This is a genomic window from Planococcus sp. ANT_H30, assembly GCF_008369335.1.
Taxonomy (GTDB): domain Bacteria; phylum Bacillota; class Bacilli; order Bacillales_A; family Planococcaceae; genus Planococcus; species Planococcus kocurii.
On sequence record NZ_VOBJ01000001.1, the window covers coordinates 882852 to 901438 of the forward strand.

Annotated in this window: 14 protein-coding genes; 2 read left to right on the forward strand and 12 right to left on the reverse strand. The window is 41.5% G+C overall.

Going from position 1 to position 18587, the window contains the following annotated elements; all coding sequences use genetic code 11:
• Window positions 1-18: 18 nt before the first annotated feature.
• The 5 genes from FQ085_RS04140 to FQ085_RS04160 all read right to left on the reverse strand — a co-directional run bounded on the left by FQ085_RS04140 (window position 19) and on the right by FQ085_RS04160 (window position 6397).
• The gene (locus FQ085_RS04140) at window positions 19-1842 is read right to left on the reverse strand and encodes an ABC transporter ATP-binding protein (RefSeq protein ID WP_149456143.1); all 1824 of its coding nucleotides are present in this window, start codon (window positions 1840-1842) and stop codon (window positions 19-21) included.
• Complete coding sequence (locus FQ085_RS04145; protein ID WP_058384375.1) at window positions 1835-3562, reverse strand: ABC transporter ATP-binding protein; 1728 nt, start codon at window positions 3560-3562, stop codon at window positions 1835-1837. The genes FQ085_RS04140 and FQ085_RS04145 overlap by 8 nt, the downstream gene beginning before the upstream one ends.
• A 247-nt stretch (window positions 3563-3809) precedes the next feature.
• Window positions 3810-4742 carry a DMT family transporter gene (locus tag FQ085_RS04150; protein ID WP_058384374.1) on the reverse strand — a complete coding sequence of 311 codons (933 nt, stop codon included), beginning with the start codon at window positions 4740-4742 and terminating at the stop codon, window positions 3810-3812.
• Window positions 4743-4796: 54 nt separating this feature from the next.
• The gene (locus FQ085_RS04155; RefSeq protein WP_149455999.1) at window positions 4797-5858 is read right to left on the reverse strand and encodes a copper resistance D family protein; all 1062 of its coding nucleotides are present in this window, start codon (window positions 5856-5858) and stop codon (window positions 4797-4799) included.
• Window positions 5855-6397: a copper resistance CopC family protein gene (locus tag FQ085_RS04160; RefSeq protein WP_058384372.1), complete on the reverse strand. Its 543-nt coding sequence runs from the start codon at window positions 6395-6397 to the stop codon at window positions 5855-5857. Before FQ085_RS04160 ends, FQ085_RS04155 begins: the two co-directional genes overlap by 4 nt.
• Window positions 6398-6562: 165 nt before the next feature.
• Between FQ085_RS04160 and FQ085_RS04165 the strand changes: the two genes are divergently transcribed.
• Complete coding sequence (locus tag FQ085_RS04165; RefSeq protein ID WP_058384371.1) at window positions 6563-8569, forward strand: bifunctional diguanylate cyclase/phosphodiesterase; 2007 nt, start codon at window positions 6563-6565, stop codon at window positions 8567-8569.
• Between the two features lie 224 nt (window positions 8570-8793).
• Here the strand turns inward: FQ085_RS04165 and FQ085_RS04170 are convergent, their stop codons facing one another.
• The 5 genes from FQ085_RS04170 to FQ085_RS04190 all read right to left on the reverse strand — a co-directional run bounded on the left by FQ085_RS04170 (window position 8794) and on the right by FQ085_RS04190 (window position 14796).
• On the reverse strand, window positions 8794-9261 hold the full coding sequence (locus tag FQ085_RS04170) for a threonine/serine exporter family protein (RefSeq protein WP_058384370.1): 468 nt from the start codon (window positions 9259-9261) through the stop codon (window positions 8794-8796).
• 12 nt (window positions 9262-9273) lie between these two features.
• The gene (locus tag FQ085_RS04175) at window positions 9274-10029 is read right to left on the reverse strand and encodes a threonine/serine exporter family protein (protein WP_058384369.1); all 756 of its coding nucleotides are present in this window, start codon (window positions 10027-10029) and stop codon (window positions 9274-9276) included.
• A gap of 116 nt (window positions 10030-10145) precedes the next feature.
• Window positions 10146-11285 (reverse strand): zinc-dependent alcohol dehydrogenase, encoded by a 1140-nt coding sequence (locus tag FQ085_RS04180; RefSeq protein ID WP_149456000.1) that lies wholly within the window; start codon window positions 11283-11285, stop codon window positions 10146-10148.
• 101 nt (window positions 11286-11386) lie between these two features.
• Window positions 11387-13546 (reverse strand): beta-propeller domain-containing protein, encoded by a 2160-nt coding sequence (locus FQ085_RS04185; protein ID WP_058384367.1) that lies wholly within the window; start codon window positions 13544-13546, stop codon window positions 11387-11389.
• Window positions 13547-13614: 68 nt separating this feature from the next.
• A complete protein-coding gene (locus FQ085_RS04190) occupies window positions 13615-14796 on the reverse strand; it encodes an alanyl-tRNA editing protein (protein WP_149456001.1) in 1182 nt (393 codons plus the stop codon).
• A gap of 107 nt (window positions 14797-14903) precedes the next feature.
• Here FQ085_RS04190 and FQ085_RS04195 point away from each other — a divergent pair, with 107 nt between their 5' ends.
• Complete coding sequence (locus FQ085_RS04195; RefSeq protein ID WP_149456002.1) at window positions 14904-15815, forward strand: diacylglycerol/lipid kinase family protein; 912 nt, start codon at window positions 14904-14906, stop codon at window positions 15813-15815.
• Between the two features lie 87 nt (window positions 15816-15902).
• Here FQ085_RS04195 and FQ085_RS04200 read toward each other — a convergent pair whose 3' ends face one another.
• Together FQ085_RS04200 and FQ085_RS04205 are read right to left on the reverse strand one after the other, a co-directional pair.
• Window positions 15903-17069: a saccharopine dehydrogenase family protein gene (locus FQ085_RS04200; protein WP_149456003.1), complete on the reverse strand. Its 1167-nt coding sequence runs from the start codon at window positions 17067-17069 to the stop codon at window positions 15903-15905.
• 18 nt (window positions 17070-17087) lie between these two features.
• Complete coding sequence (locus FQ085_RS04205) at window positions 17088-18569, reverse strand: aldehyde dehydrogenase family protein (protein WP_078080690.1); 1482 nt, start codon at window positions 18567-18569, stop codon at window positions 17088-17090.
• Window positions 18570-18587 lie beyond the last annotated feature (18 nt).

Genomic DNA, 18587 nt, shown 5'->3' on the forward strand with positions numbered 1-18587 from the left:
ACTTGGAGAAACTCATTTTTATGACTTCGCATCTGCCAGCATAGTGGCATAAATACCGTTTTTATTTAACAACTGCTGTTGTGTTCCCGATTCAACCAGTTTTCCCATCTCCATAACCAGCACCAAATCAGCTTTTCGAACGGTATTCAATCTGTGCGCAATGACGAAGCTCGTTCGGCCCGACATAAGATGCTCAAGTGCTTCTTGTATTTTCAGCTCAGTAACGGTATCAATACTGCTCGTCGCCTCATCGAGCAATAGAATAACCGGATCAGCAATCAATGCTCGTGCAATTGACAGCAATTGTTTCTGTCCTTGACTAATCATCGACCCGTCTCCAGTTAAAATGGTATCGTAGCCATTCGGCAGGTTCGCGATAAAGTCGTGTGCATTGGCACCTTTTGCGGCGGCTATTACTTCTTCGTCGGTCGCGTCCAATTTTCCATAGCGGATATTGTCGCTGACCGTCGCCTCAAACAAGAAAGGATCCTGCAACACAAAAGCGATTTGTTTACGTAAGGTTTCGCGAGGCATAAAAGAAATCGGCGTGCCATCTAGACGGATTTCACCTTTATTGGCATCATAAAAGCGTGCTAACAATTGCATGACGGTCGTTTTCCCTGCTCCCGTTGCACCAACGAGCGCTACTGTTTGACCAATGCCAACGGTAAAACTGACATCGCGAATAGTCCACGCTTCTTCTGAACCTTCGTATTTAAAAGAAACTTGGTCAAAGACGACTTGCCCTTCTAATTTTTTCTCCACATTCAAAACTTGATCGTCTTTTTCTTCTACCTCATCCATAATCGAGAAAACACGCTCAGCCCCTGCTATTGCTGACAACACCGTATTAAACTGGTTGGCCAGATCGTTTAACGGCCGCGTAAATTGCCGTGAATACTCGGTGAAAATAACGATGACACCTATTGAGATGGATCCATTAAAAGCAAGAATTCCTCCTACACCAGCTACTACCGCAAAGCTTCCGTTATTAAGAAAGTTCATCACTTTTGGAATAAATCCAGCATAAGTCCAAGCCCAAAATCCAGCGTGTCGAAGCCGTTCACTTTTTTCTCTGAAATCCTCCATAACACGCGGTTCTTGTGAAAACGCCTTTATGATTTTTTGTCCAGAAATCGTTTCCTCAATCATGCCATTTAATTCACCAATTGCTTTTTGTTGCTCTTTATAAAGACGGCTAGTTCGTTTCGTAATCCATTGAATGGAAATGTACATGAGCGGAATAATAATCAACGTGAATAACGTCAACAAAGGACTAAGTGTCAGCATGACGATCGCTGTACCTGTTAAAGTTAAAATACTTGAAAACACTTGGATAAATGAAGTATTTAATGTTGAAGAAACATTTTCAATATCATTAGTCATCCGACTCATCAATTCACCGTGTTGTCGCTTGTCAAAAAAAGTTACAGGCAGCCGTTGAAGATGTGAGAAGAGTCTTGTTCGTAATCGGTAAATAACTTGTTGGGCAATTCCCACCATCCAAAAATTTTGCAAATACAAAGATGCGGAATGGCCCATATACACAACAATTAACCATAGCACCACAATGCCCATACCCGCAAAAGTTTGCGGGACAATATACTGATCAATAATAAAGCCGATTAAATAAGGACCTAGTAACGCTAGAGATGAGCTGACAAAAACGAGCGCCAACACTACAATGAGTAAGGTTCGTTGTTCGTCCACTAACTTCCAAATTCGCAGCAGCGTCGATTTCCAATTTTCAGCACGTTCATTTTTCTTTTCTTTGTTTTTACTCAAGTCTTCTTTTGTCAGAATCGGTTCATGACCGAAAGGACGACGAATAGCATCAAACATATTCATCCACCTCCTCCTCTTGTTGGGACATCGTAATTTGACGATACAACTCCGAACTCCTCATGAGCTGTTCATGGGTTCCATAACCTGACACGATGCCATCCTCTAGTAGTAAAATCCAATCTGCTCTCATTGCCGTCCGAATTTTTTGAGTGACTATGAGCATCGTTGCATTTTCACGGTCCAGTTCTGCCCATAATGCAGCTTCGGTTTTTACATCCAGTGCACTCGTGCTGTCGTCTAAAATCAAAATAGAAGGCTTGCGTACCAAAGCACGCGCTATAGACAAACGCTGCTTTTGACCACCAGACAAATTGACCCCTTTTTGGCCAACCCGTGTAAAATATCCTTTGGGGAAACGCTCGACGGTTTCATGAATCTGAGCTTTAATCGCGGCATCAGCCAGTTCATCCTGCGCCACTTCATCTTTCCCCCACGAGAGATTGTTAGAAATTGTTCCTGTAAATAACAGTGATTGCTGTGGCACAATGCCAATCGTTTTGCGCAGTGCGCGCAGCGACCACTCTGTGACATCCCGGCCGTGCACCGACACAGTTCCTTCAGTCGCGTCATAAAAACGCGGAAGCAGTTGCAGTAAAGAAGATTTCCCAGATCCTGTCGCCCCCATAATTGCCAGTTTTTCATTGGCTCTTAAATGGAAAGAAACGTCTTTTAGAACTGGTTGCGCAGTTTCAGGATAAGCGAACGATACATGCTCAAATCGGACTTCTCCGCGACGAATAGCTTTGACCTCGCCAATTTCATCTTGTTCATGAACATCTTCTGCTAGCAACACTTCTTCAATTCGCTCAGAAGAAGCTTTTGCTCGTGCAAAAATCATAATGATAAAAGAAAACATCGAGAACGCACCCGTCATTCGCATGGCATAGTTGACGATAGCTACCAATTCACCAATTTGCGCTCCACCACTACGAATCTCAAAAGCACCAAACCATAGAACCGCCAATAAAGAAAGGTTCATGCCAAATAATAAAATCGGCAAAATAATTTCCATAACCCTGAATGCTTTTACCGTATCAACTTTTAATGCTCCCGCCACTTCAGAAAAACGGTTAGATTCATATTTCCCTCGTAGATATGCTTTGATCAACCGCACTGCTTGCAGGTTTTCTTGAACAATACGGTTAACACGGTCTAAGCGTTTTTGAACAAAGCCAAAATAGCTAACGCCTTTTTTAACCATGACGTACAGAAAAATTAGTAGAATAGGAAAAACAATGACTAAATAAAGAGCTAGTTTTGGATTAACGACAAATGCCATAATCATACTGCCCACTACTAGCAAAGGGGCTCGTAGCATAATCCGTAATCCCATGTAGAGAACTTGCTGAACCATCGTTATGTCACTGGTCAACCGTGTGATTAAACCAGAAGCTGGAAATTTATTGAACATGGCCAATGAAAAAGATTGAATGCGCCCATAGAGAGCCTGTCGGAGATCAAACGAAAAGCTGTGTGATGCATGCGCGGCAAAATACGAGTTAACAATACCCGAAATAAAAGCGATGACGGATAAAGCCATCAGTACAATTCCTAATTGAATAATGACACCTTGATCTTTCGCAACAATTCCTTCATCAATGATACGAGCGATGACAAGTGGCTGTATCAATTCAACTATTAATTCCAGAAGCATTAAAATCAACGCAATAACAATGTAAAATTTATATGGTTTAGCGTATGAGAAAACGGTTTTCATGTGAATGCCTCCTAAACGTTTCGAAACTCGAACCTTTATACTCAATAGTATGCCATAATTTTCTGATATCGAATAGGAATTTCTATTTTAAACCAGAAAAACGATGCCTATAAAAAGGCATCGTTCTCTTCAAATCAATACAGACTAGAAAACCAGACAAGAATTATCCTATTAATAAGTTGAAATACAGCTGTTTTACGTAATATCAACGAGTGGAAATGATACGTTCAACCTATATAGTGGAGAGTTATTCCATAGTCTGTGGCAAATCAACCTGCTTTTTTTCCTTTTTTGGATTTCCAGCAAGCGATAGCCAAGCGACAAATACTAGCATTGCCAGTGCACCAAATAACTGAATCTTCGTCAATACTTGGCCAAACCAGAACATTGAAATAACCATTGCCGTCAATGGTTCAAGTGATGAAAGAATACTCGTTTCAACTGCAGTAATATAGCGCATGCTGCTGAGGAATAGCACAAAAGCAGCTGTCCCGATAACAATAATAGCAAGTATGGACACCGCAACTGCTGGCTCAGCTAAAATTGGCCATTCATCTGATAAAAAGATTGGATTTACTAACCCTAAGAAAATCCCAGCAAACAGCATTGACCAACCGACAACAACTAATACTCCCCATTCCTGCATAAGACGCGCAGGATAAAGTGTATAAAAAGTAAACGCTAGACCTACTAAGATCCCCCAGAAAACAGCTTCTCCGCTAATAATCAGTTGGTCAGGTTTGCCATTAGTTAACAGTAAAAACAACCCAGCTAACGTGCCTAGCATCCCGATAATTTGATAAACAGGTGGCATTTTTTTATGAGTAATGGAAACAAAAACAATAATGTAAACGGGAGCAAGAAACTGCATTAACGTTGCAACTACTGCGTTACTTGCTTCAATGGCCGCAACAAAACTATATTGAACACCGAGCATTCCAAGAATAGAAAAAATCAGTAAAGGTCGAATCCAGTATTTATTGCGAAAAACGGCTGTGATATGAACTCCTTTTAACTTCAGAAATAATAGCAATAATAAGCCCGCAACCGACAGCCGTATCGTAATAAGAAACGGCACCGTGATAGCATAATTATTCATTATCCACTCCATCAAAGGGCCTGTTGCTCCCCACATCATCGCACCAATCAATATCATTGAAATTCCTTTTAAACGATCCATCTCCGCATCCCTCCACATAGAAAAACCAATCCCGAAAGATTGGCCCGTAATTACTCAAAACGACAGATTCAACATCAATCCTATATAAAAGCAACTGATAAATCCTACACTAAAAAACAGCGACAACCAAGTATTTAATTGTCGGTAAAAGCCGACAACCATTAATGCTAGTAATAACAAACTGAGACCCATTAGTAGAGAGCCGTTCAAAGTCACATCGAGCTCGGCAGCAATGGGAATATAAAACGGACCTGTGAGTTTGTCGATAAACCAGCCGCTTCCTTCAATCCGCAATGTATCATTAATATCGTGAGGCGGTGCTTGTTTGCTCATAAAAGCTGTAAACACAAAGACTAACAGTAAAAGTAAGCTCTCGACCTTTAGCCAGGTTGGCTGAAAATCTTTTTTCTTGTTAAGAAAACCATTTATGAGAGCGGCTAGCAAAACGGGTACGATGCTTACATGCTTGAGCAACAGCAACTGACCATACGGCAGAGCCCAAGAATTCGTGTAATCCGCAGGTGCTACGAAAAAAAACATAATGATAATTCCGCTGGCAATTACTCCTGCTACACAAAATAAGGCAAGTGGCGTGAACCACACAAGAAACTTGCGCCAGTTCGCTCCATCTTTTGCAAACCACGCTACGTGAAGCAAAACTCCTGTCCAAATCGACATTAAAAGAATATGACTTGAATGAAGAGCAAACCCAACCCATAGATCAATCGTTGAAATGTGGCTGTAAAACCCGACAGTTAATATAAGTAGAAGCAAATACAAGGCTTGAATATAACGGCTGCCATTTAAATAAATTACTATTGCCAAAATGATACTAAGCAATAAGGTAATTAACCATCCTTGTCCTATTCGAAACTCAGTAATAGCATTTTGATAAGCTTCTACTAGCCCCTGACTGCTCTGCAAAAATACAGTCAATTCAAACACAGGGACAAATGACAGCAAAGCTATTCCTGCAATACTAATTAGCAACAAAACTTTAGAGGTAGACAGCGACGGTTTTCGGTCTTCTGGTATGAATTGCAACACAACAAAACCTGCAAGATAGGAAAAAGCAATATACAACAAGACATCAGCAAATCCAGTAAAAAAAATCATTTTTTCTTCAACAGCAATTTATAAATGCCGTAAACCACTAAAATTGCAGCAAGAACCAGTAAGATTGTTACGAGTAGATTGCTGTCACTTTCAGTTTGAGTTTCCGCTACTGTTTCTGAAGCTGCTGTAGTTTTTGCTTCTGGCTCTTCTGTCTTTTCAGATACCACTGCAGGCGTCACTTCTTCTTCAATTTCGATAGAGACCCCAAAAGTAATCTCTCCTTCAATCGGATGACCATCTTCTCCGATGATATTCCAAAGGATACGGTAAGATCCGTTAGGCAATGCTTCATTAAGGGTTCCAACTAACGAATCATCTCCAACGACAATACGGTCAAATTCAAAAGAACCGCTTTCTCCCTCGATGGTCATGGTGCTGCCTTCTTCAATTTTTGTACCAAAAACTAATTGTACTTCTTTTAAAGCTTCCATAATATTCTCGCCTTCAGCAGGTGTCGAAGACAATAAAGTTGTGTGTGCTTGAACTGAAACAGGAACAAGTAAGAGTAGGAATACAAATACAAAAAACTTCTTATACATTTTTTTACCTCAATTTTCATATGATTTATGCCTATTCTCTCACGATTTTCGCGGAAAGGACAGCAAAAATTCTACAAATCTCACTAGAGAATATTTGGAAAAGGATGACGATAGACCTTTTCTTCTCTATAATGAAAGTAAACTACGGTTAAGGAGCGTCAACGAATGAATGAACTGCAAAAAAAACTAACTGACACCCTTGTCTTCAACCATATTCCCTTCCCTATCATCATTAATGACAAAAACGGCTTGATTACGTGGTGTAACCAGCATGCAGAGCGCGTTTTCCAAATACAATCTGAAGCGGTTACAGGAAAAATCTCTCCTTATATGAATCCTGAGAAGGCAGCTCTAAGCAAGCATTCGTGGGATAAGTTATTACATGCCGAGGAACCGGTGAGATTTGAAGATATTGAAATCGAATTAGGTGAAGGAATTAAGGCATATACGACTGTCGTAGCTAAATCCTACACATTCGAAGACCAACAGTTTGTGATGACCATCTATGAAATGGATGAAGCAGATAAAGATGACTCTTCCTCGAAAGAATTAAATCATTTGAGAAATGGTTTAGATGATTCTTTCATGATGCTGTATTTCGATCAAGAATTTTTAATTACCTATGCAAATCCATTATTTTTAAAGCTAAGTAAATGGACACCTAAACGCATTTTAAGCAAGCCTGTATGGCATATGTTTGGAGAGAGCGAAACAGATGTCCGTTTTGTCGACTCAGTTATTACCACTTTACGAGAAGGTAAAATTTGGAACGGCGAAGCAAAAAAAGTAAAAAAAGATGGCGAACTTTACTGGGTAGATCTAACAGCTATTCCTATGCAACTTTCTAATGAAGATACTTATTATATTTTTCTAGAAAAAGACATTACAGCCACTAAACAAGCTCAACAGCATCTTGAGGAAATTGCTTTTATCGATCCGGTCACAGGCTTGGAAAATCGTCATCGTCTTGAGCAGATAGTCAATGAATACATAGAAGAAGGACGCCATTTCTCCTTTATTTTTCTTGATATTGACCGTTTTTATACCTTACGTGATGTGTCGGACACAGCTACTGAAAATGAGTTACTTATTGAATTCACTAAACGTCTACGCATGTATTTTTCCGATTCTATTATTACACGCGCTGGTTTACATGAATTTGCTTTAGTAACGCCATTAAGCAATTGGTTTATTGAAGGATTTCTCCATTATTTGCAACAGCACCCCATCTACTTAGGTGGAACAGCCATGCCACTAACAGTCAGTGGAGCCATTACAAAATATCCGGAAGATCAGCAAAATTTTATGCATCTAATCAAAGCTTCTTATGCGACCATCAAGAAAGTGAAAGATCGTGGAGGCAGCGCAATTTCTGCATTGACATCCGACGATCATGAGCGCTTGAGCCGAAAAGCACATATTGAAAAACGATTAATATACGCATTAGATCGTAAAGATTTGCAGCTTTTGTATCAGCCACAAGTCAATTTGGAAAACGGCAAAGTCGAAAGAGTAGAGGCATTGGTACGTTGGACCGATTCAGAAATCGGCGTGATTACTCCCGATGAGCTAATACCGATTGCCGAAGAAAATGGGTTAATCAATGAAATTGGAAGTTTCGTCGTTGAAACGGTATGCCGACAATTAAAAGACTGGAAATCAAAAGGCATCGATTTGCAAATTAGCATTAACTCCTCAATTCACGAATTCAGAGACAAAGATATGGCGAAGATGCTGCTTGAGCAATTAAAGATTAATGATTGTCAAGCAAGTTCGTTGATGATTGAAATCACTGAAAAATTTGCGCTAGAAGCAGAAGCAGAACGGTCAATCATGACACAGATGAAGAGCCTCCATCAAGAAGGCATAAGCTTTGCATTAGATGACTTTGGAACTGGCTATGCTTCGTTCCGCTATATGCTCATGTTGCCAATATCTTCAATAAAGATAGACCAAATGATTATTCAGTCCATCACCAAACAAGAAAAAATCCAAAAATTAATCAACGGTATGATTCAGTTCGGCAAATCACTTGATTTCCAAGTAACTGCTGAAGGCGTTGAAACCAACGAACAATTCGAACTCCTGCGCGCGATGGGCTGCGACAGCCTACAAGGTTACATCATCGGGCACCCAATGAACGCTACCGAACTAGAAAAATGGCTGGGGTGAAAAGAAAAGCGCACGCGCCCATGTAGATTCGACGGGCATAAGGCGATGTGGCGAAGCGGCATGTTTTCAGCCGCACTGCCGCATTGACTTATGACCCTAGAATCTGGGCGCTTGCGCTAGACAATAAAGAAAAGCGCACGCGCTCGAAACAAAAGTCGTAAAGACTGCTCGAAATATAAAAACAGGCGTTTTAACAACTTAAAAATGGGTCTGACAAACAAGAATTATTCTTGTGTCAGGCCCATTTTTCTTTGTATTCTTTTTGCCTGCCGCTTGAAAAACAGTTGCATCATTACTTCTGCAAAGACCAGGCCCATTGCAACAGCACCCGAAACCATCAATGCTTCAGAAGCAAATGAGATGGCTTCTAGATAATTATGTTCAACAATATTCCGCATCGCATTATACGCCTTGCTCCCCGGTACTAATGGAATAATTCCGGCGATACTAAAAATAATCATCGGCATACGGAATTTTTTAGCCAGCAAATGCGCTACAATAGAGACAACAAATGCACCGGCAAAAGATGCCTGCACCGAGTCTCCAAAGGCCAGGAAAAATGTGCGGTAAATGAGCCAGCCACTCATGCCGACCAGTCCACAGCTGACCAGCGTTCTACGTGGCGTATTGAAGATGACGCCGAACGCGCCGGCAGCCAAAAAACTGAGAAATGCTTCTAATGGCCAGTTCATGCGATCTCCTCCTTAAAATGATAAAACTACCGCGATTCCTGCGCCAATGGCAAACGCTGTTAAAAACGCCTCTGCTCCTTTAGACAATCCCGATACGAAATGTCCTGCCATCAAATCCCGAACCGCATTGGTGATGAGCAATCCAGGAACAAGCGGCATAAGTGAGCCAATAATCAATGTGTCCAAATCGGTCGCAAATCCGCTATATACCGCGATAGAGGCTAAAATTCCGACGATGAAAGCTCCGATAAATTCCGCGAATATCTTCACACGAGTTTCTTCAAGAATGGTTTCTACAATAATAAAACCGGTGCCTCCAAACACAAACGCAAAAGGAAGATCAATCCAACTACCTCCCAATAAAATTAAAAAACAAGCACTTGTTATAGAAGCTGCCAAAGTTTGCACCCATATATGAAATCGATAATTGGTTTGGTCAATGGTCATCAGTTCGTCATAAGCTTGTTGCAATGTAAATTCTCCAGCTACTAACTTTCGCGAAACAGAGTTGACAAGGGCAACTCTCTCTAAATCTGTACTGCGGTTGTTAATACGCACAAATCGCGTAGCCAATTCTTCACTTGGAGAAAACATGATACCTGCTGGCGTCACGAAACAGTGAGAATTTACCATGTTTTGTGAACCAGCCATTCGGATCATCGTATCTTCAACTCGATAGGTTTCTGCTCCACTTTCCATCATAATTCTGCCTGCTAGCAGAAAACAATCCAAGGCGAGCTCACGTCTGGTTTCTCCTACTTGCGTCACATAGTTTGCTCCTCTCGCAGTTGATTTCTGTATTCATCATAACGCAGATAGACAAAAAACTAAACGCCCCGAAGAATCGAGGCGTTTAGTCAATACTTTCGTATGCACATTATCAACTATGGTTTCAACACGACTTTTGTACAATTGTCCTGATGGTCATTAAAAATTTGATAAGCATCGCTAGCACTTTCTAAAGGCAATATATGTGAAATAATTTCACGGGGATCAAATTCTCCGTTTTCAATTTTTTGATAAAGCATTGGCATTAAGTGAATTACTGGAGCCTGTCCCATTTTCAATGTGACATTGCGCTCAAACATATTTCCAAGCGGGAACTGATTATAAGTCAATCCGTAAACCCCTGTCAATTGAATCGTTCCAAATTTGCTTACTGCATCTTTTGCGATGTCAATGGCACTAAGTGTTCCGCCCTGCAGCATCAATTTTTGCTGTGCGGCTTCTGCTGGCGATTTTTTGCCATCCATTCCAACACAGTCAATCACAACACGTGCTCCACCTTGCGTGATTTCATGAATCAACGCACCCGTGTTGTCGTGCTTACTGAAATCGACAATCTCCACATTGTTTATTTTTTTAGCGAGTTCCATTCGGTAAGAAATTTCATCTACTGCAATAACGCGACTGGCGCCTTGCATCCAAGCAAATTTCTGAGTCATGAGCCCAATAGGACCACAACCTAGAACAACTACGGTATCGCCTTTTTTTACGCCTGCATGTTCTACACTCCACCAGGCAGTCGGTAAGACGTCTGATAAAAACAGCAACGATTCATCTTCTAACTCCGAGGATTCAGGAATCAACAGGGGTGTAAAATTTCCATAAGGCACGCGCAAATACTCCGCTTGACCACCTGAATAATCACCATAACGTTCTGTCAGACCAAAATAGGCACCGGTATCAAAATGGGGATTGCCGTTTGAGTTATCACACTGGCTTTCCATTTCGTTGCTACAGTAAAAACATTTACCACAACTGATATTGAACGGTAGGACAATGCGATCGCCTTTTTTCACTTTAGTAACGTCCGGTCCCACTTCTTCTACAATTCCCATCGGTTCGTGTCCAATGACCGTGTTTTTGGTTGTCGGTAATGCACCTTGATAGATATGCAAATCTGTTCCGCAAATAGCTGTTGCCGTTATTTTTACAATAATATCATCTTTTTTCTGAATTTCAGGATCTTTAACATTTTTCACTTGCATATCTTTCGTTCCTTGAAACGTTACTGCTTTCATCATTATCCCTCCAATTGTAGTTTTAGAATACTGTTCCTGTTCCCTTTTTATCTTGATTAAAACATAAAAAAAGAAGCGAATAACACTCGCTTCTTTACGTATTAATCGAATACCAAATCGCTGATTGGTTCGAATGTCTCCAATCCATAGCTATGGATTTCGCTAGTAGCTATCGTGTAGAGCGCCTCATCAATATAGAGAATTCGCTGAATAGCTGAATGCCAATCTTCGTACTCATTATTCGTTTGTTCAACTAAACTTGCCGTTTGTGAAATACCATCTGGAGTAATTGTGTAAATCAATGCTCCTTCACCTTCAAATTCTACATACTCACCAGTAGTTTCATCATATAAACTAATTGGAAAGCCAAATAGATTTTTCTCTTGATGAGTAAATAAAGCTTTGTGATCGTATTGAAGTGCAGAGTATGTTCCAGGTCCTCCAATAATTTCAGTGTCTTTTTCTAGTGGATTCGCAAAATCACTGACGTCGAATAAGGAAATTTTCATTCCTCCTGCGACTACTCGCGGTTCTCCGTTCTTAACAGGTATTAGCTTTGTGTCATAGCCAAAACCAATCAAGTGATCTTCATCCAGTGGGTGTAAATAATTAGAGAAGCCTGGTATCTTCAATTCTCCAAGTACTTTTGGAGAAGCAGGAGTCGAAACATCAATGACGAAAAGCGGATCTGTTTCTTTAAATGTCACCATGTAGGCCTTATCCTTAATAAAGCGTGCTGAATAAATTCGCTCACCGGGAGCCAAATCTTCCACCGATCCCACTTGCTTCATCTGCTCATCCAGTACGAATAAATGATTTTTTGAAGGGCTGGTTAAGTCCCACGCAACGCCTTCCGTTGTAGCTGCTCGGAAATGACCCTCGTATTCATCCATGGAAAACTGATTGAGCAAGGAACCGGTTATTTCTGCAGAAGCTAAAAACTCAACATCTACACCACTCAAATTGAATTTAAAGACTTCTGTATTCGCTTGCTGAGGGAGCCAAACATCCATTCTCGGACTATCACGTAGTTTTTCATTCGTTAACGGAACATACACAGGTGCCGTCAAATAAAGATGGTCTTGGTTCATATAAAGCTGGTCACTGCCACCCAAAAATCCTTCTGTTGAAATATCGTTCGTGTCAGGTGCCGTCAAATCAATGGCTGTGATGACGCTATAGCTACCTTCTGCCGTTCCAGGCAAAATGGCAATGCTGTCGTAATCTACAGGTTCAAATTCGCCTCCATGCTTCGAATCATATTGATGAGGACGAAGTTCAGGCTTCTCTTGTTCTTCTAGCATCCAATAATCGGGATAAACGTTTGTAACAAAGTAAAGAATGTTATTCGTCAACCTAGCGCCGCTCATATTCCCTTCCGTTCCAAACTCACGAAGCAGTTGAGGAGATTTTGGGTTGCTGATGTTGTATAAATGGACAGAAGTAACACCCATCTGCGGTCGGTAGTTATGTGGTAGACGGAAATTATCGATTGGTTGAGCTGAGTACCAACTGCCCATGACTACTAATGTGTCTCCTGATAAGAATAGTTGCTGGGGATACATATCATCATTAAACGACAGCTCCGCTGCAACAGTCATTTTTTCTGGATTCTGAACATCTGTCACAATGACACGTGATTCACTAATAGAATAGATATACGAACCATCCGTTTTCACCGAGTCCGCTTCGTCTACCCCTTCCACTTGATTGTTAGTAGTCGAATAACTTCTTTCTGCATCCATACCAGTACCAGACGCCGTGTCTGTGGATTCTGCTGACTCTTCTCCTCCACTTTCTAAAACAACGCCGCCATTTTGTTGGTTATTTTGTTGCATCTCCAATAAACGCACAAAATAAGCTGTTAATTCTTTCTCACCCGACAACTTCTCCAATTGCTCTTGTACAACAAATAAGATTTCTGTGTCTACTAAATTTTTCATGAAGCTGTTTTTCAATGCAGCTTTTTTAACATGTAATTGATATTCGCCGGTAGTAATTTCTGGTATTTCCAATGTCTTGCCGTTGTTCTGAATGCGCATTTCAACTTCCACACGTTTGCCTTGTGCATCCGTAATGTAGACATCCCCCTTATCAACGGCTTTTAGTTGGAGCGGCGAAGAAAAGCTAGCCTTCCACCCTTGTTCTGTTAAAACAACAGGGGAAGCACTTACAGAGACTTTATCATTGAGAAAAATAACTACTAAACCAATTGCTACAGCGGCAATGACAGCAACGATCCAAATCTTTTTCTTCTTCATGACACTTCACACCCTTTCAGACATCCCTTTTCTCATTAGACAGGGAATCACTGGAAAAGTTACACGTTTCACTCAACGTTTTTTAATTCTTCCGAAAAAATAGATATGAATGTTTCTGGCAATTCAGTAGTCTTGCCGCCTCCTTGAGCAAATTGAGCATTTCCGCCGCCTTTGCCTTCCGTCAATGCTAAGAGTGACTTTAGCACTTCCTGCATATCTCCTTGGGCTTGTTGTCCTTTTGCACAAACGAAACGTACGTCATTTTCTGCCATGCTCATCAACAGCACCGTTGAAAATGGATGCTGACTGATCACTAGTCGAGCAAGTTGTTGTAATTCTTTAAGTGGACGATTTTCGAAAACTCTCGATACGGCACCATTATCTGGTAAAATCGCATTTGCTTCTAAGTTTAACACTTGTTCTTGAAGACTTTTTATCACTTTGTCAGCTACTGCCTTGTCTGTGAGTAGGGCTTCTGCTGCATTCGGTAGTTCTGCCGTTGGAGCATTTAGCTGTGCAACTAACTGATCAGTCGTTGCTACTAAGAAATTAAAATAGTGCAATGCACGATTGCCGCATAAAAAATAAATACGCATACCGCCTTTTGCTTTCTCAGTCGAAATAATTTTCAACTGACCAATACTTGCTGTGTTTTTCGGATGCGTTCCTCCACAAGCGTTCAAATCAATTCCAGCGATTTCAACTAATCGAATATCCCCTTCCACGACTGGTGGCTTTCTCAAAGCTAGTTCTTTAGCTTGTTCAGCATTTACCCATGTCGTAGAGATCGGCAGGCCTTGTCCGATGAGGTTATTTGCTTTTTTTTCAATTTCTTGAAGCTGTGCGTTTGTTGCTGTATCCAAATCCAAATCAATGGAAACTCGTTCTTTTCCTAGATGAAAGCTTTGTGTCTTTAAGCCTAAACTATCTTCAAATAGCGCACTCAACAAATGTTGTCCCGCATGTTGTTGCATATGATCCCATCTTCTTTGCCAATCTATTTGGATAGAAAAACTTTCTTCCGGTAGCTGGATATCTACGTAATGACGAATCTCACCTTTCACGGACTGTACATCGACTACTTTGGCTGGTCCAATCTCTCCCGTATCTGCCGGTTGCCCCCCACCTTCTGGATAAAAGCAACTTTGATTTAAAATGACATAGTAACCGGTTTCGTCTTTGCCGCTATTCATTACTCGTACGTCTGCAGTTGAAATTTCAGAATCCTGGTAATACAATTTCGTGGTCATGTAAACACCTCTTCTTTAGTAGGTACAGCTTTACTCGCTTTTGTAGTTTATATAATTTGTGTTAGTGGAATTATAAAGATAAACAGACTTACAGGAGGGCAAGAGACATGCCTAAATTCAATCGTTCCGTATTATTGTATAACGGCAATGCAGGACCGTCTACGGTAGACGCTGTTTTAAGACTCGCTGTACCTCATTTGTCTCAAGCATCTCAGTCACTCGAAATAATTCAGACGCACTCTCCAGAGGAATTTGAAACAGCTTGCAAGCTTGCTGCGAAGGATGCAGATGTTCTGTTCATTGCGGGGGGTGACGGTACTGTCCATTCTGCAGTTCGGGCTTTATCGACAATTGAGTCACCTGCGCCACTTGCCATTTTGCCGAGCGGTACGTGCAATGACTTTGCGCGTACGTTGAATATTCCGCTAGACTTAGATTTAGCAGCATCGGAATTGATCAACGGCGAAATCAAAGAGTTAGATACTGGGAGAATTAATGGAGGATCTTTTCTGAATTTCGCGGGAATCGGTTTGATTACCGATGCGTCTTCTAACATCGATCCTTTCTTAAAAGAACGTTACGGTAGAATTAGTTATTTCATGAGCGCTCTGCAATCCATGCGGCAAGCCACTCCATTTTCCATGCATTTAAAAATCGATGGGATTAGCTATGCTGAAGAAGGTGTTCTCGTACTGGTTATGAACGGCAAATCGATTGGCACTCATAACTTTCCGCTGGCAACGATTGACCCAGCTGATGGTTTATTGGATTTATTTATTATCCAAACCTCATCCTTGGCTGCACTGCGGGAATGGTTTTCATTAGCTCAGCCTGAAGTTGCAACAGAAGAATTAGAGCATGTCGCTCATTACCAGGGGCGCTCTATTTCCATCACGACCGATACAGAATTGGATGTCGATACGGACGGCGAAATTTATTTAAAAACGCCACTCGACATCGAAATACTTCCAAGTAGTTTGAAAATGTTAGTGCCAAAAAAGGGGGAACTGCTTATTTGAACGTCAAAAGAGAGGACCCGATAGGAATCCTCTCTTTTTTTATAGTTGTCAGTCTTTCTGCTGAATTAGACTGACATCGCTAGTTTTTTATTGTTGAAGGGCTGAGCGATGAACAGTTTCTTTAATAGCCACTCCACGTTTCGCCATCTCTGCTATATATTCTTCTCCAGGGACGATCATTTCTGGTGGATAAGCGCCTCGCTTGTCTATTATGCCTTTGCCAATCATCTGCGCTACGACTGAAATAGTAAAAGCCGTAGCTCGTGCCATTGCGGTGACACCGGTTTCAGGATCTTTAATCGTTACCATATTGTATTCGTAGCGGATTTCTTCTCCCGCTTTGATACCCGACACCATTACCCGTAAGACGACCGCGTCCTGTTTGTCTCCAAGCTCTGTTATCGGTTCAAGCACGGCTTTTAAAACAGACCGAAGCTTTATTTCACTTCCGTCCACAGTCACTGTTTTCGTTCGATTAGTGAGACCTAAATCAACTAATAATTTAACCTTCTCGGCATGCCCCTTATAACGTAAAGTTTTGTATTCCAACGAATTGATATCACTGAAAGTATCCGTCAAAGTCGAAGTTCCTCCAGAAGTATGAAAAGCTTCTAGTTCACCAAAATCCTCAAACTTCACATGCTCAATTTCAGATAAAGATTCAACCTCCAATAATTTCCCTTCACGAATGACGTGCGATTTGTCTGTGTAATGATCGAACACGCCTTCTAGTGAAAAAACGTGGTTGTATTCTAATGGTGGTTCTGGATGAACTGGAATTCCACCAACAAATAACCGGATATCGGAAACCTGGTCGAGTTTACTGGCGCCATACCCTGCTAAAATATTAATCATGCCAGGTGCTACGCCCAAATCGGGAATTAGCGTAACCCCTTTTCGCTGAGCTTCATCATGCATCTCTAACACTGCATCTGTAGCACCTCCGATATGGCCGCCTAAGTCTACGGAGTGAACACCACATTTGAGCGCAGTGGCTGCTACTTTTTCGTTAAAAGTATAAAACAGCGCATTAATAACGATATCCCCTTTTGAAATAGCTGCCGATAATGCCTCGTCATCACTAGCATCCAATTCGAATACTTCTAGCTTGTTATTGCCGAGTTGCACCTTGAATGCTTCAGCTTGAGCTGTATTTCGATCTGCTAAAAAGACGCGTTCCACAGCCTCGTCAGCAACCAAATCCCTAGCTGCTTGTTTGCCCATTAATCCTGCGCCTAATACGACGATTTTCATCTCCCCATCCCCTCTCAATCAAGCTTCGTTATCGATTTGCGCACGCTGCAACTTCCCACTGTAATCAACATAGACACTCTTCCATTCTGTAAAAACGTCCAATGCCGCAACGCCTGAATCACGGTGACCATTCCCAGTCCCTTTAGTTCCACCAAACGGCAAGTGAATTTCCGCTCCGGTCGTTCCCGCATTAATGTAGACAATCCCGGTATCTAAATCACGTTGCGCTTTAAATGCACGATTTACATCAGCTGTATAAATTGAACTCGACAACCCGTAAATCACACCATTGTTCACATCAATTGCTTCTTCGAAAGTTGCCACTTCGATAATTGATACAACAGGACCAAAAATTTCTTCTTGCGCAATGCGCATTTCGGGTTTAACATCCGTGAACAATGTCGGAGCGTAATAGTTCCCTTTGTCGTAAATACCGCCGGTCAAAATCTCTCCACCAACCAGTAAGGTAGCTCCTTCTTGCTGGCCGATTTCAATATAGGAATGAATTTTTTCGACTGCTTTTCGATTGATAACCGGTCCGATTTTGATGGTTTCGTCTGTACCATCTCCAATTGTCAAAGTTTCCATTTTCGAAAGCAGCCGTTTCTGCAGTTCTTGCTTTACATCGGCATGAACAATTACACGGCTACAAGCTGTGCAACGCTGACCAGCTGTACCAAATGCACTCCAAAGAATACCTTCTACGGCTAAATCTAAATCAGCATCTTCCATAACGATGACGGCATTTTTCCCGCCCATTTCGAGAGATACTTTTTTCAAGTTGCGCCCTCCTGCTTCTGCTACTTTGCGACCGGTTTCTGTTGATCCTGTAAACGAGATAACCCTTACGCCTTCATGTTCGATAAGTGCTGTGCCTACTTCTGAGCCGGCTCCAAAAACAATATTAGCGACACCTTCTGGAAGACCCACTTCTTCAAAAATCTTTGCCATCTCATAGGCCATCATTGGCGTTTCCGTTGCAGGTTTCCAAATAAATGCATTGCCTCCAACAATTGCAGGAAATGATTTCCACGTGGCAATTGCTACAGGGAAGTTCCACGGAGTGATCAATCCTACGACACCAATTGGTGACCGGATGCTCATTGCGAATTTGTCGGCCAGTTCTGACGGGGTTGTTTCGCCGAACATGCGCCTTCCTTCTCCCGCCATATAATAAGCCATGTCAATTCCTTCTTGTACTTCACCACGACCTTCTTCAATCACTTTTCCCATTTCTTTCGTTAACACTTGAGCGAGGTGTTCTTTTCGCTCTTTCATCAGTCGACCAATTTCATATAAATAATCCGCACGTCTAGGTGCCGGTACTTTTGCCCACTTTTTTTGTGCTCCTAGTGCTGCCTTTACTGCTAAGTCGACATCCTGTGCTGTAGACATTCGAACTTGTGCCAGCTCTTCCCCATTTGCCGGATTCAAAACAGGTCTAAATTCCGCATGTTCTGCCTGCTGCCACTTACCATTCACAAAATTAGTCAATTTCATCGCCATTACCCCTCTCGA

What these genes read in the sequence shown, in the direction of transcription:
- FQ085_RS04155 (WP_149455999.1), bottom strand. Translation starts at nt 5,858, where the DNA reads ATGATTTTTTTTACTGGATTTGCTGATGTCTTGTTGTATATTGCTTTT.
- FQ085_RS04190 (WP_149456001.1), bottom strand. Translation starts at nt 14,796, where the DNA reads ATGACCACGAAATTGTATTACCAGGATTCTGAAATTTCAACTGCAGAC.
- FQ085_RS04195 (WP_149456002.1), top strand. Translation starts at nt 14,904, where the DNA reads ATGCCTAAATTCAATCGTTCCGTATTATTGTATAACGGCAATGCAGGA.
- FQ085_RS04185 (WP_058384367.1), bottom strand. Translation starts at nt 13,546, where the DNA reads ATGAAGAAGAAAAAGATTTGGATCGTTGCTGTCATTGCCGCTGTAGCA.
- FQ085_RS04180 (WP_149456000.1), bottom strand. Translation starts at nt 11,285, where the DNA reads ATGAAAGCAGTAACGTTTCAAGGAACGAAAGATATGCAAGTGAAAAAT.
- FQ085_RS04170 (WP_058384370.1), bottom strand. Translation starts at nt 9,261, where the DNA reads ATGAACTGGCCATTAGAAGCATTTCTCAGTTTTTTGGCTGCCGGCGCG.
- FQ085_RS04200 (WP_149456003.1), bottom strand. Translation starts at nt 17,069, where the DNA reads ATGAAAATCGTCGTATTAGGCGCAGGATTAATGGGCAAACAAGCAGCT.
- FQ085_RS04165 (WP_058384371.1), top strand. Translation starts at nt 6,563, where the DNA reads ATGAATGAACTGCAAAAAAAACTAACTGACACCCTTGTCTTCAACCAT.
- FQ085_RS04145 (WP_058384375.1), bottom strand. Translation starts at nt 3,562, where the DNA reads ATGAAAACCGTTTTCTCATACGCTAAACCATATAAATTTTACATTGTT.
- FQ085_RS04160 (WP_058384372.1), bottom strand. Translation starts at nt 6,397, where the DNA reads ATGTATAAGAAGTTTTTTGTATTTGTATTCCTACTCTTACTTGTTCCT.
- FQ085_RS04150 (WP_058384374.1), bottom strand. Translation starts at nt 4,742, where the DNA reads ATGGATCGTTTAAAAGGAATTTCAATGATATTGATTGGTGCGATGATG.
- FQ085_RS04205 (WP_078080690.1), bottom strand. Translation starts at nt 18,569, where the DNA reads ATGAAATTGACTAATTTTGTGAATGGTAAGTGGCAGCAGGCAGAACAT.
- FQ085_RS04140 (WP_149456143.1), bottom strand. Translation starts at nt 1,842, where the DNA reads ATGTTTGATGCTATTCGTCGTCCTTTCGGTCATGAACCGATTCTGACA.